The organism is Agrobacterium tumefaciens str. B6 (genome assembly GCF_001541315.1).
Lineage (GTDB): Bacteria > Pseudomonadota > Alphaproteobacteria > Rhizobiales > Rhizobiaceae > Agrobacterium > Agrobacterium radiobacter.
On the sequence record NZ_LMVK01000015.1, the window covers coordinates 50,164 to 62,908 of the forward strand.

Annotated in this window: 10 protein-coding genes; 7 read left to right on the plus strand and 3 right to left on the minus strand. The window is 59.5% G+C overall.

The genetic code is table 11. The annotated features are described in order from the left end of the window. Window positions 1–33: 33 nt before the first annotated feature. Window positions 34–891: a LysR family transcriptional regulator gene (locus ASB65_RS14390; RefSeq protein WP_060724367.1), complete on the minus strand. Its 858-nt coding sequence runs from the start codon at window positions 889–891 to the stop codon at window positions 34–36. A gap of 91 nt (window positions 892–982) precedes the next feature. Between ASB65_RS14390 and ASB65_RS14395 the strand changes: the two genes are divergently transcribed. Further along, window positions 983–2,227 carry an MFS transporter gene (locus tag ASB65_RS14395; protein ID WP_060724368.1) on the plus strand — a complete coding sequence of 415 codons (1,245 nt, stop codon included), beginning with the start codon at window positions 983–985 and terminating at the stop codon, window positions 2,225–2,227. Window positions 2,228–2,276: 49 nt separating this feature from the next. Here ASB65_RS14395 and ASB65_RS14400 read toward each other — a convergent pair whose 3' ends face one another. Both ASB65_RS14400 and ASB65_RS14405 read right to left on the minus strand, forming a co-directional pair. After that, window positions 2,277–3,368: a rhodanese-like domain-containing protein gene (locus ASB65_RS14400; RefSeq protein ID WP_060724369.1), complete on the minus strand. Its 1,092-nt coding sequence runs from the start codon at window positions 3,366–3,368 to the stop codon at window positions 2,277–2,279. Window positions 3,369–3,408: 40 nt separating this feature from the next. Next, window positions 3,409–5,016: an ABC transporter substrate-binding protein gene (locus ASB65_RS14405; protein ID WP_060724370.1), complete on the minus strand. Its 1,608-nt coding sequence runs from the start codon at window positions 5,014–5,016 to the stop codon at window positions 3,409–3,411. 394 nt (window positions 5,017–5,410) lie between these two features. Here ASB65_RS14405 and ASB65_RS14410 point away from each other — a divergent pair, with 394 nt between their 5' ends. The 6 genes from ASB65_RS14410 to ASB65_RS14435 all read left to right on the plus strand — a co-directional run bounded on the left by ASB65_RS14410 (window position 5,411) and on the right by ASB65_RS14435 (window position 12,700). Beyond that, on the plus strand, window positions 5,411–6,253 hold the full coding sequence (locus ASB65_RS14410) for an NADPH-dependent oxidoreductase (protein WP_003504257.1): 843 nt from the start codon (window positions 5,411–5,413) through the stop codon (window positions 6,251–6,253). Window positions 6,254–6,563: 310 nt separating this feature from the next. After that, complete coding sequence (locus ASB65_RS14415; protein ID WP_060724371.1) at window positions 6,564–7,592, plus strand: ketopantoate reductase family protein; 1,029 nt, start codon at window positions 6,564–6,566, stop codon at window positions 7,590–7,592. A gap of 49 nt (window positions 7,593–7,641) precedes the next feature. Next, window positions 7,642–8,214 carry a TetR/AcrR family transcriptional regulator gene (locus tag ASB65_RS14420; RefSeq protein WP_060724372.1) on the plus strand — a complete coding sequence of 191 codons (573 nt, stop codon included), beginning with the start codon at window positions 7,642–7,644 and terminating at the stop codon, window positions 8,212–8,214. Window positions 8,215–8,226: 12 nt separating this feature from the next. Beyond that, window positions 8,227–8,829 carry a 2-hydroxychromene-2-carboxylate isomerase gene (locus tag ASB65_RS14425; protein WP_060724373.1) on the plus strand — a complete coding sequence of 201 codons (603 nt, stop codon included), beginning with the start codon at window positions 8,227–8,229 and terminating at the stop codon, window positions 8,827–8,829. 113 nt (window positions 8,830–8,942) lie between these two features. Next, window positions 8,943–10,319, plus strand: coding sequence for an FAD-binding oxidoreductase (locus tag ASB65_RS14430; RefSeq protein ID WP_060724374.1), 1,377 nt, complete (start codon window positions 8,943–8,945; stop codon window positions 10,317–10,319). Between the two features lie 38 nt (window positions 10,320–10,357). Continuing rightward, on the plus strand, window positions 10,358–12,700 hold the full coding sequence (locus ASB65_RS14435; protein ID WP_060724375.1) for a molybdopterin guanine dinucleotide-containing S/N-oxide reductase: 2,343 nt from the start codon (window positions 10,358–10,360) through the stop codon (window positions 12,698–12,700). The last annotated feature ends 45 nt before the right edge of the window (window positions 12,701–12,745 follow it).

Consider the following 12,745-nt stretch of genomic DNA (forward strand, 5'->3'; position numbering starts at 1 on the left):
GGTCGCCTCTTCCGAAATTCGACAATGGGAATTTCAGGTTCTAGGCGACTGAAATGCCCGCGTGATCCGTCGCAGCACGGCGTTCGCGTGATCGCCCGTGACCGCGGAGATCATTACCACATCCAGCTTTGAGAGCTGTGGGAGCAGGCCGTCCCTCACCTCCCGCAGACCGGCAGGCGCAACACTCCGCGCCAGCAGTGCGACGCCGATCCCGGCTTCGGCAGCCGCCCCTACCGCCGTTGCCCCAGTTCCAACGAATACCTCCCGCCATGCGATGTCCGCCGCCTCCAGCGCCCGAAGGGCCATGGCCCGCAAATTGCAGGGTTCGGGTTGCAGCACCAGCGGCACCGGCGCGTTCGAAGGCAGATCAAAATCCGCGCTGCAATACCAGCCGAAGCTTTCCTGAAACAGCAGCTCGCCATCCCGGCGGATATCATCATGCCGCAACACGACGATCGCGTCGAGCTCGCCGGCATCGTAGAGTTCAAGCAGGGTCCGGGTGCCGGCCGTGCGCAGATGAAGCGTAACGCTCGTCTCGCGCTCGCTGATCACCCGGAGTATCCGAGGCAGGTCGGCTCCAATCAAATGATGCGTGAAACCGATCGCGAGACGGGTCGGCTCCTGCCCAAAGACATCAAGCGCACGGCGGCCGGCCGCGACATAAGCACGCGCGGGCTCCAGAAAGCGTTCGCCGGCCGTCGTCAAACGCACCCGGCGCGGCGTCCGTTCGACGAGGCGATGCCCCAGCATGTCCTCAAGCCGGCGCAGGCGCAGGGAGATAGCGGCCTGTGATGTGTTCATCACGCCTGCAACCCGTGTGAACGACTGCAGTTCGGCAACAAGAAGAAAAGCCTCGACGGCCTCGGGATCCAATGAGCGCATGTTTTGCATAACAAGCTGTTATCGCTGAAATGTGCAAGCCCCTAATTCTATCTGATAGTCGCGAGCGCTATTGCCCGAAAACCCATGATAGGAGCTTTTCGTGTCGTCACAGATTTCCTCGCCCGCACCCGCCACCGACAGCCGGATCTGGGCAGTCCTTGCCGTGGCAGTCGCGACGCAAACCGCAGGCTCGTTCGTATCGCAGGGAATTTACATTCTCGTGCCCTTCTGGCGGGAAGCATTCGGTATTTCCCTCGCATCCGCATCACTGGCCGTGACCGTCATGAACGGTGTTCAGATCGTGACGATGTTCACGCTCGGCCGCGCCATCGACATTCACGGCGAGCGCCGCATCGTCGGCATTGCCATGCTCGGCATGGCGCTCGCGATGGCTTGCGCGGCGGCATTCGCAAACAGCCTGCCCGCGCTGCTTTTGTGCATCGCATTTCTCGGCGGCACCTATGCTGCGGTCCAACCGGGCGGCACGCGGGCGATCATGCGCTGGTTCCCCCCCGCCAAACGTGGCATAGCGACAGGGTTTCGGCAGGCCGCGGTTCCTTTCGGAACCATGATCGCAGCCGCCCTCCTGCCATTCATGGCGGTCCGTTACGGCTGGCACGCGGCGGCATGGCTCTGCGCCGGTGTTTCCGTTCTGGGCGCCGTACTCTTCTGGGGCCTCTATCGCGAAGGAGGCGATGTCGCCGCTAAAACCGAGCGCCCGCTTTCCCTGGGAAAACTTATCCACGAGGTCGGGCAGAATTCGAGCTTCTGGCCCGTATTGCGGCTTGGTATCGCCATGTCGGCATTTCAATTCACCCTCACCGCACACATCATCGGCTTCATGGCGGATGGGCTGGGGTTTGGCCTCTTTGCCGCATCGTCCATGTTTGCCGCAACACAGCTTGCCGGCATTCCCGGCCGGATTCTGCTGCCATGGCTCAGCGACCGCTTCCGGCCCGGACTGCGCACCCAATCGTTCGGCCTGGTATCCGTCATTGCCGCAGGCGCTGCCGCAATCCTCGCGGCTCTCCCCATCGGCACTGCGCCAACCATTGTCCTCTTCGTGCTCGCCGTGCTCGGAATATTCGGGATCGGGTGGTTTCCGCTTTACCTTCTGCAAATCGCCGAAAGTGCGCCGAAAGGTTCGATAGCATCGACAATTGCCTTCGCCTCCACCATCTGTTTGGGGGTCATGGCAATCGGCCCATACATATTCGGTCTTCTGGTCGATCATTTCGGCTATGGGGCAGCATGGTCCGCACTGATCATGCCTGTCGTTGTGACAGCGCTGCCCCTGACAATCTCATCGCCGCGCCTGCCGAAGGCTCAAATCGGCTCCTCGTGAAACGGGAGAGGCGCGGCGGCAATCGAGTGACATCTACCGTCTGGGAAACCTATGCGGCCGCCGCCTCGACACCCTGTTCGAAGTCGTGCAGATGAAGGGAGATTTCAAAGCCCCGGCGTTTCAGCCAATGGGCAACAACACGCGCGCGGGCGCCCAGCAGATCATCCACCAGAATGACCCGTGCTCCGCGCACGGCAATGGTGCGATAGGCAACGCCGAGAAGCTGGCCGCCTTCCGAGGAAATCGAACCTTTAAGGTGGGAGGCTGCGAATTCTTCCGGTGTTCTCACATCGAGAAAATAGGTCGTTCGCGCTGTGTCCCGCAGCCATGTCTCGGCCGTGGCTCGATCGATGAACTGCAGGTCGTCTTGCCGGGAGAAGGTCTCCAGACGCACCTTCGCGATATTTTTCGCATCATCGCTGGCGGACGGATATGTTTGCGAACGCCCCGTTTCCAGCTCAAACCCGTCATCGGTCCAGCCGCGCGTGCCATCGTGCAAATAGCTGACATCGTTTTCAACACCGGCGTCGATCAATGTCTGCGCCCCGAGGATTGCGCGGGGAAGGCCCGCGCAGGAAACGACAACCCTTGTGTCGGGTGACGGCACGAGGTCGGAAAAACGCAGCAGAAGTTCGGCACCGGGTACGCCGATGGCGCCCGGCACGTGCGCCTTTTCATATTCCGCTATTGTGCGGGTGTCGATGACGACAACATCCTCGCCGGCTTCCTGCCACGCCTTCAGTTCACGGGCGAAAACCACTGGCGTGTTCTTTTCACTTCTCACCTTCTGGACGAATGGAACGCCGGGAATATCGAATGTCGGCAGGGCGTCAAGGCCGCCCTCGATCCATGCCGGAATTCCGCCGCGCAGAAAGTGAATATCGCTCCAGCCCCTGGCGGCAAGCCGCTCCGCCCCCTGCTCTGCGCTTCCCTTGCCATCATCCACCAGAACGGTTCGCACGACAGGGCGCGGAATGAAACGGTCGATTTCCGCATCCAGCCTTTCAGCCGGAAGGTTGGTCGCAAACAATGGGGAAGCATATCCCACCTCTTCTGCAGGGCGAATGTCGAGAACGGCAAGTTCCTTGCCATCTGTCAGCCACTCGATGAGGCGGTCTTTGGTTACAGCATGTACGGACATTGCATATCCTCCTGACAAATTCTGGTTTCCACATCGGGTTTCAAGCGGTCGGATCGAGCCATAGGTCGCCGAAACTCCAGTTCAGCCCCTGCGCGCCGGTGACGTAGTTCCTGACGCGCCTGTGCGCCACGATCTGGCTTCCCGCCGCCACAAGATCGACGGAGGCGACGTCGTCATGGATGAGATGCTGGAACCTGCTCCAGGTCACCCAGCGCTTCTTCGCATCGGGCTCGATGGCCGCCGCCTCCAGAAGCGCATCCGCCTCCGGATTGGCGTAGTTGGCCGCGTTGGAAAAGGGCAGTCCGATCTTGAAATTCTTGCTCCAATAGGCCCGCTGGATGCCGAGCGACGGATCGAACGTGTTGGAAAGGGATTCCACAACCAGATCAAAGGCGCGGTCCGTGTAGACCGTCTTCAGATAGGTCGGCAGGTCGTATTTGCGGATTTCGACGGCAATGCCGATCTTTTCAAGCTGGCTGCGAAGGACGTCGGCAAAGCCGGGCGTCAGATAGGAATTGTAGGTCAACCGCACGGGAAAACGTTTGCCGTCTTCCTTGCGGGGATATCCCGCCGCATCGAGCAATTTTTCCGCTTCCCTGGGATCATAGGCATGAGCCTTGACGGATGCGTCATACCAGTTCGGCAGGGCGGTGCTGACGGGGCTCGGCGATATCTGCGCATAACCGAAGAGCGCCACATTGACGATTTCATCGAGGTTGATCGCCTTCGCAATGGCCAGGCGGACATCTTTCTTGCGGAAGATTTCATTATCGTAGTTGAAGAACAGCTGCTGCTGCGGCCCCGCATAAGCATAAGTGTTCGTGTCCAGGACGAGATCGGGGTTCTGCTTCAATCGCTCAAGGTCTGCGAGCGGCACCGGGTTGTCACCAATATCGACTTCCCCCGTCTCCAGCGCCACCGCCCGCGCGGCCGGGTCGGTGATGATGCGCAGAATGATGCGTTCGAGATAAGGTTTGCCGGCATCCCAATAATCGGGATTTCGTTCGAAGATCAGATGACTGCCCGGCGTCCACTCCGTCAGCCTGAAAGGACCGGTGCCAATCGCGGTCTGCAGTGTCTGGCCATCGGCCGGTTTCAGCTTTTCGAAAATATGCTTCGGCACGATCGGCGATTCCGAACTCGATTGCGCGGCAATCAGAAACGGCGCCGGTTTGGACAGCACGATAATGGCGGTCAGGGGATCCGGCGTCTCCACCGCCTCGACGTTCTGGTAGGTAATGCGGCCGCGCGGATGGGCTTCCTTCAGACGGAAAATCGAGAAGGCGACGTCTTCCGAGGTAAAATCCTCACCGTCATGCCATTTCACATTCGGCCGGAGTTTGAACGTATAGCGCAGGTGATCATCCGAAACGGACCATTCCGTTGCCAGCAAGGGCCGCGGATTGAGGTCGAAATTGAATGTCAGAAGACCTTCAACGATCTTCGGGCCGATCGCCTGCCCCGTGCCTGACGATGTGTTGATGGCGAAAAGTGCGTTGCCGGGATCGACACGATAGAGCAACTTGAGCGGGCCGCCGGAGAGGGGCCGGCTCGCATCGCCACTTGCGGCGAATAGCGAACCCGGCAGGGCCGTTCCTGCCGTTGCCAGAAGAAGCATTTTGTTGAACTGGCGGCGTCCTATCGTCATGAAAATCCCCGTTTGAAAACGTCGTTTCGATAGTGAAAGCATCGGGGCAAAGTGGCACGTTCTTAAGAAGAAAATTCTTCTCGACCATCAAAGAAAACATTTCTTGCAGAATTTTATTCCAATACGTATGCAGCCAGGCACCAAAATTTGTGCTGAATAATTGCGCTGCCTTGGACCGCCTTTGCGTTTCTTCCCAACATGGCGAGATAAAAGGAAATCTCGACAGCACGACTCCCGGACGTCTTATGGAAATGTTGTTTCCCTGAAAAATCGCCAATGAGTAAGACATTGCTCGGCACAGGCACCGGCAAAGCATATCAAGTGGAAGGCATCTCAACCTTTCCGACCTTCATCCGGGCCTGCCCCCACTCCCAACATTACCGAGCTACACACGATGACCCTGTCCAGTCCGATCACCAAACTGGAAATCCCGCAGCAGCGTGTTGAGGCCCGCTACGGAACACAGGCCGATTTTTCTCCGCCTTTCTGGAATGACACGATCGACGCCTTGCTGAACCATCGCACCGCCCGCGCCTATCTGCCGAAAGCTCTGCCGGAGGGCAGCCTGGAACTTCTGGTCGCAGCCGCACAATCTGCGCCCACATCCTCCAATCTTCAGGCGTGGAGCGTGGTGGCGGTGCAGGACAAGGAGCGCAAGGCACGTCTGGCGGGCTTCACGGGCGGCAACGCCCATATAAAGGATGCACCTGTTTTCCTCATCTGGCTTATCGACCTGAAGCGGCTGCGAACGGTCGCTTCCAACCACGGCAACAGCGGAGAAGGGCTGGATTATCTGGAAAGCTTCCTGATCGGCGCCATCGATGCGGCGCTGGCCGCGCAGAACGCCGTTGCCGCAATCGATTCACTCGGTCTCGGCTCCTGCTACGTTGGCGGCATTCGCAACAGGCCGGAAGACGTATCCCGCGAACTGAACCTGCCTCCCGAAACGATTGCCGTCTTTGGCCTCACCGTGGGTTATCCAGACCCGGCCGTGAAAACCGACGTCAAACCGCGCCTGCCCCAGTCATCCATCCTGTTTCATGAAACCTATTCGGAGGCCGCACGGGATGATCTTGATTCCTATGACGCGGTCTTGAAGACGTTTCAGGAAAAACAGGGCCTGCCGCAAAACGGCTGGACAGCACCCATTTCCCAGCGTGTCGAGAACGCCGCCGCGCTCAAAGGCCGCGCGGAACTGAGCCAGACATTGCGCCGTCTCGGTTTCGGCATCAAATAAACTGTGTTGCAGCTGCCGGCATCGAACGCAGACGCGCGCCTGGCTCGGCGATAACGGACCGCCTGCCAGGGGCAGCGCAATCTCTCCCGAAATCGCCGATTTCGGGAACTGATTTTCTACAAAATTAGTAGATATAGAATGACCGGTCTTCCTTCAAACTGCTCGCAGGCTTTACGATCTGTCCCAGAGTGCTTTTGAACCGTGTGTTACCGCGATCCTCAATTGCTATCCGCACAGAGCGCCGAACCTATCAGCAGCCAAGCTCTCCGGGAAATCCGGAGCGCGAAAAAGACAAGACGAGAAACGACAGATGCCACGTTACGTTATCATCGGCGCCGGTGCGGTGGGCGCGAGCCTTGCAGCGCAGTTCGCACTCTCCGGCATTGACTATGCGCTTTTCGGACGGGGCGCCCAGATCAGCCATATCAGGCAGCATGGCCTCACCTTTCAGCGCCCCTCGGAGACGCGGCAGATCGATTTGAGGGTTTTCGACCTGACAGATATTCCGGAATTGACCCCGGATGATGTCCTCCTGCTCACCGTGAAAGCGCAGGATGCCGTCAGCGCGCTCGCCTTCTGGTCCTGGCAAAGCGTCTCGAACACAACGACACCGGCGGCGGCAAATCTTCCGATCGTAACTTTTCAAAATGGACTGGCGACCGAAGCAAATGCCCTGAGAACATTTTCCAGGGTCTATGGCGCAAGCATTCTGACCCCGGCGCGGTTCACCGAAACCGGCAAGGTGGTGGTTGGCGGCGAGCCGCAATTGGGCATCGTGACAGTCGGGCGCTTTCCGCTCGGGCAGGATGACGTGACCGCGCAGGTCACGGCAGACCTGAACAGGGCGGGATATCTTGCCGAGCCAAGCGACGATATCCGCCGATGGAAAGCAGCAAAGCTCCTTCACAACGTTCGCAATGCTCTGGAACTGTTCGACGGTCCGGCCGATCTGAACGACAGGATCAGCGCGGCTTTGGTGGATGAGGCCCGCCATGTGCTGGAAGCGGCAGGCTACACCCTTGCCTCGCCTTCCGAGCGAAGCCTCGACATCTCGAACTGGCGGGTTGCGCCGAACAGCGGAATTCACCCGGGCCAGCAATCGACCTGGCAGAGCTTCAGGCGCGGAGCCTCGAGCGAAGTGGATTTCCTCAACGGCGAAATCGTTCTGCTGGGCCGGATTCACGGCGTTCCGACGCCCTATAACGAAGCCGTGCAAACGCTTGCCGGAAAGCTGGCACATCAGGGCGGGTTTTCAAAGCCGCTGCCGCTCGATGCGATCACGTCTCTCATCGCCGCCCCGGACCGGGCGGCGCATGCCAGTCCTGCCGTCACTTCATGACCGGCAATCCGTATCAGCACGACTTTTGAAACGACAGTGTGAAACGATAATGCGAGAAGCCATATCAGACCATATCCTCACCGCCGCTGGCACACTCTTCTATCGCGAGGGCATCCGGGCCGTCGGCATAGATCGTATCATCGAAGAAGCGAATGTGGCGAAGGCGACGCTCTATCGGCATTTCCCGTCGAAAGATCATCTCGTTGCAGCCTATCTGGAGGCGCGTCACGAGCGGGTAATCCATTCGCTCCAGAAAGTGCTGGATGCCGACATGGCTCCGAAGGAGCAAATCCGGTTGATCTTCGAGCAACTCCACGAAAAGGCCGATAGCCCGGATTTTCGCGGCTGCGCCTTCGCTCTTGCGGTTGCGGAACATGGCGAATCCGAACGCGTCGTGGTCGTTGCGCGTGCCCATAAGGCGAAGGTCAGGGACGTGTTTGCCGCTGTCCTGGCAAGAGCCGGCAGCACGGTGGAGATTGCCTCTGCCCATCTGTCGCTTCTCTACGAAGGGGCACTGGCAACCGTCGCCGTCGGACGCGATCCCAAAGCAGTGCTGATTGCGCGAGACTGTGCTCTCTCCGTCTTCGACACGGCCGCCGCCTCCACCAATCAACCCAACTGAAAGCAGCAGATAATGACAAAGACGATCGATTATTTCTTCAGCATCGGCTCCCCCTGGGCCTTCATCGGTCTTGAACCGTTTGCTGTGCTGGCGAAAGAACAGGGTGCCACGATCCGCCCTCATGTCATTCCGCTGATCGAGGAGAACGGCGGCATTTATTCACGAAACCGGCCGGAGGCCAGACGCGCCTACTGGATCAGGGATCTGAAGCGCTGGGCGGCATTGCGCGGAAAAGTGCTCAATTTCGACAATCGCGCCGCTCTCTCGGATCCCGCACCCGCCGGCCTGATAGTCGCGGCGGCGATTGAAACGGGCGATGACTGGCTCAAGCTGGCGGTTGCGCTTCAGGAGGCCTTCTGGGTTCGTGGTGAAGACATCGGCAATGCAGATGTCCGCCGGGCCATTGCGACAGCTGCAGGCTTTGATGCTGCAGCGCTCGACAAACACGGCCAAAGTGATGCGGTCGCAGCATTGCAAAAGGCCAGCTTCGAAGCCGCTAGGGCAGCCGGCGTGTTCGGCGTGCCGACCTATCGCTATCAGGATGAACTCTACTGGGGGCAGGACAGCCTTCCATTCCTCGAGCGTCATCTCAGGGGCGAAAAGCTCGCCGCCTGATATCACCGCCAGATGGCGGAGACAGTCTGGCGTTCCGCCGGGCGCGCGCTTCGCCCTTGATGTTTGCAAGTTTGTCGTAGCATTCCGCTGCCAGTCTCCCACGGAATCTTCTTATGCCTGACCTGTCCCCTTCTCTCATCCAATCCCTAGGGTACCTCCTCGGGGAGCGTCTTTCAACCTCCCTGGCACTGCGCGAGCAGCATGGGCGCGGCGAAGCGCATCATGCAGCCGTGTTTCCCGACGCGGTCGCTTTCGCTGAAACCACCTCCGAAGTATCCGAGATCGTGCGGCTATGCGCAGCGGAAGGGGTGCCCGTCATCGCTTTCGGCGCCGGCACCTCGCTCGAGGGGCATTTGACGGCTGTCAATGGCGGGGTCTCGATCGACCTTTCGCGGATGTCGACGATAACCCGTATCAGCAGTGAGGATCTGGATTGCACGGTTGAGGCCGGCGTCACGCGGGAGCAGTTGAACACATATCTGCGCGACATGGGATTGTTCTTTCCCATCGACCCTGGCGCAAACGCCTCGATTGGCGGCATGGCCGCAACCCGCGCTTCCGGCACCAATGCCGTCCGCTACGGAACGATGCGGGAAAACGTGCTCGGGCTGACTGTGGTGCTGCCGACCGGTCAGATCATCAGAACCGGCGGTCGCGCCAGAAAATCTTCCGCCGGATATGATCTGACGCGGTTATTTGTAGGCTCGGAAGGAACGCTGGGGATCATCACCGAAATAACGCTTCGTCTCTACGGAATACCGGAAACCATCTCGGCGGCGCTCTGCTCTTTCGAGAGCGTCGAACAGGCGGTGGCATCAGCCATTCAGGTCGTGCAGCTGGGCATCCCGGTCGCCCGCATGGAGCTTATGGACCGTGGCCTGATCAGGGCCGTCAACGCCTATTCCGGGCTGGACCTGAAGATCGAGGACACGTTGGCTTTCGAGTTTCATGGCTCACCCGCCGGCGTTCAGGAACAGGTCGACATGGTATCCGCCATCGTGGAGGAACATGGCGGCAAGGATTTCGAGTGGGCCAATGCACCCGAAGAACGCAATCGACTCTGGAAAGCGAGACATAACGCGTTTTACGCCGTCGTATCGCAGAGGCCAAACGCCAAAGGCTGGTCATCGGATGTCTGTGTCCCGGTCTCACAACTCAGCAATTGCATATTAAAGACCCGCGAACTTCTGAAGGATTGCAGCGTGCCGGCGGCTATCCTCGGCCATGTCGGCGACGGCAATTATCATGTTGTCTTTGCGGTCGATCCCGACAATGCGGAAGAGCTCGGCGAAGTGGCGGCCATCAACAAGAAGATGGTGCAATATGCCCTCTCCATCGGCGGCACCTCGACCGGCGAACACGGCGTCGGCACCGGGAAAATCGCTTATCTGCGCGAGGAACATGGCGACGCGGTTGATCTGATGGCGCTCATCAAACATGCGGTCGACCCTGCCGGCATCATGAATCCGGGGAAAATCCTGCCGAAATAGAATTGCCACGTTGCAATCCATGATCGTGAGGCCATGCGATGAATCCCTTCAAGACTCACAGTTCCCACTGGGGTGCATTCTCCGGACGCTTTGCAAATGGGCGACTGGAGATAGAACCCCACCCCGGTGACCCGCATCCATCACCGCTTCTGGGCAATCTTCCAGCGATTGCCGACAGCCCCGTTCGCATCAGACGGCCTGCCGTCCGGCGGGGCTGGCTTGAACGCGAGACCGGCCACGCGCAGCGACGCGGCGCTGACGATTACGTCGAGGTCAGCTGGGCCGAAGCGACGAAGCTGGTCGCGGATGAGCTGAAACGGGTCTATGACGATCATGGCCCGAGCGCCGTGTTCGGCGGCTCCTATGGCTGGTCGAGTGCCGGCCGGTTTCATCACGCACAAAGCCAGATTCACCGCTTTTTGAACGTCCTTGGCGGATATGTCCGGTCCGTCAACACGTATAGTTCCGGCGCTGCCATGGTCATAATCCCCCATGTGCTTGGACCGTATGACAGCTTCGACCGCAAGAGCGTGACCTGGGACGCGATCGAACGCAGCAGCGAGCTGGTGCTCGCCTTCGGTGGAATGGCGATCAAGAACGCCGATGTCCACGGTGGAGGGATCAGCACGCATTCCGTCCGGCAGAAACTGGCCGGCGCGAGCGCTCGCGGTGCACATTTCACATTCATCAGTCCGTTGGCAGACGATTTTCCGGGTGATTTGAATGCCGAGTGGCTTCCCATTATTCCCGGTACGGACGTGGCGATGATGCTCGGGCTTGCTCATGTCCTCGTCGCGGAAGGACTGCACGACCGGGCGTTTCTGGAGCGTTATACGGCTGGATATGATCGGTTCGAGAACTATCTTCTTGGCAGGGAGGACGGCCAGCATAAAAACCCCGAATGGGCGGCCGCGATCTGCAACATCGCCCCGGAGACGATCCGCAAGCTGGCGCGAAAGATGGCCGGTTCCAGAACCCTGATCACGGTCAGCCATTCGCTGCAGCGGGCCGATTATGGCGAACAGCCGGTGTGGATGGGCATTGTCCTTGCCGCCATGCTTGGCCAGATCGGACTGGACGGCGGCGGATTTTCCTATTCCCTTGGCGCATTGGGCAATATCGGCAAGAACCTTCTCGCCGTTCCCTTGCCAACGCTACAGCAATTCAAAAATCCCGTGCCGGACTATATTCCCTGTGCGCGCATCGCCGATATGCTGCTTAATCCCGGCACCGAGTTTCATTACAACGGAAACGCACTCCGCTATCCCGATATCCGGCTTGTCTATTGGGCGGGTGGCAATCCATTTCACCATCATCAGGATATCAACCGGTTGCGGGCCGCTTTCCGGCGTCCCGAAACGATCATCGTCCACGAGTCGGCCTGGACCTCGACCGCGCGACATGCCGATATCGTGCTGCCCGCCACGACCACGCTTGAGCGTGACGACATCGGCGCCGCCGATCGCGATCCCCTGATGATCGCCATGAAGCGCCTGATCGCCCCTGTCGGCGAAGCACGCGACGATTATGAGATATTCGCTGGGATTGCGCGGGAACTTGGCAGGTCCGATGCCTTTACCGAAAACCGCAACAGCAGAGAATGGCTCGCCTTCCTGTACGAAACGACCCGTCAGGCGCTTGCGGCGGGCGGCCACGACGCGCCCGATTTTGAAACCTTCTGGGAGCGGGGGGAACTGCTTCTTCCGGTTAAACCCGACGATGGTGGCCCGGCGCGCGCTTTCCTTGAGGGTCCCGGGACGAAGCCGCTGCCGACACCCTCAGGAAAAATCGAGATCTATTCCGAAACGGTCGAGGGTTTCGGTTATGAGGACTGCAAAGGTCATCCGCGCTGGTATCCCCCAAGAATGGAGACGCCCGATGACGCCCGCCTGCATCCCCTGTACCTCGTCTGCAATCAGCCATATCAACGTCTGCACAGCCAGCTGGACTATGGCGATTTCAGCCGTTCGACCAAGATCAGGGATCGGGAGCCTGTCCGCATCCATCCGGCCGATGCCGCGGCCCGCGGAATATCTGACGGCGACGTCGTCAGGCTTTTTAATGCGCGCGGCAGCTGCCTCGCTGGCGCCATCGTCAGTGAGGACGTCATGCCGGGGGTGATGCAGCTTGCCACCGGCGCATGGTTCGAGCCGCAGGATTCCGCTGACGACAATGCCATCTGCATCCATGGCAACCCCAATATCCTGACCCGCGACATCGGCACTTCGAAACTGTCTCAGGGTTCGACCGGCCAGATCGCCAGGGTGGAGATTGAGCTTTTTACCGGTGATTTGCCGCCGGTCAGGATTTTCGAAGCCATGACATTTGCCCTGCGTGACACGGCATCTTCGGCGCCGGGCCATCCTCAATCACCGGCGTGAGACGGCAATTTAAGGGCGTCTGAAACACCAATCCAAACTGTCGGC

What these genes read in the sequence shown, in the direction of transcription:
- ASB65_RS14420 (WP_060724372.1), top strand. Translation starts at nt 7,642, where the DNA reads ATGCGAGAAGCCATATCAGACCATATCCTCACCGCCGCTGGCACACTC.
- ASB65_RS14405 (WP_060724370.1), bottom strand. Translation starts at nt 5,016, where the DNA reads ATGACGATAGGACGCCGCCAGTTCAACAAAATGCTTCTTCTGGCAACG.
- ASB65_RS14400 (WP_060724369.1), bottom strand. Translation starts at nt 3,368, where the DNA reads ATGTCCGTACATGCTGTAACCAAAGACCGCCTCATCGAGTGGCTGACA.
- ASB65_RS14390 (WP_060724367.1), bottom strand. Translation starts at nt 891, where the DNA reads ATGCAAAACATGCGCTCATTGGATCCCGAGGCCGTCGAGGCTTTTCTT.
- ASB65_RS14415 (WP_060724371.1), top strand. Translation starts at nt 6,564, where the DNA reads ATGCCACGTTACGTTATCATCGGCGCCGGTGCGGTGGGCGCGAGCCTT.
- ASB65_RS14410 (WP_003504257.1), top strand. Translation starts at nt 5,411, where the DNA reads ATGACCCTGTCCAGTCCGATCACCAAACTGGAAATCCCGCAGCAGCGT.
- ASB65_RS14425 (WP_060724373.1), top strand. Translation starts at nt 8,227, where the DNA reads ATGACAAAGACGATCGATTATTTCTTCAGCATCGGCTCCCCCTGGGCC.
- ASB65_RS14435 (WP_060724375.1), top strand. Translation starts at nt 10,358, where the DNA reads ATGAATCCCTTCAAGACTCACAGTTCCCACTGGGGTGCATTCTCCGGA.
- ASB65_RS14430 (WP_060724374.1), top strand. Translation starts at nt 8,943, where the DNA reads ATGCCTGACCTGTCCCCTTCTCTCATCCAATCCCTAGGGTACCTCCTC.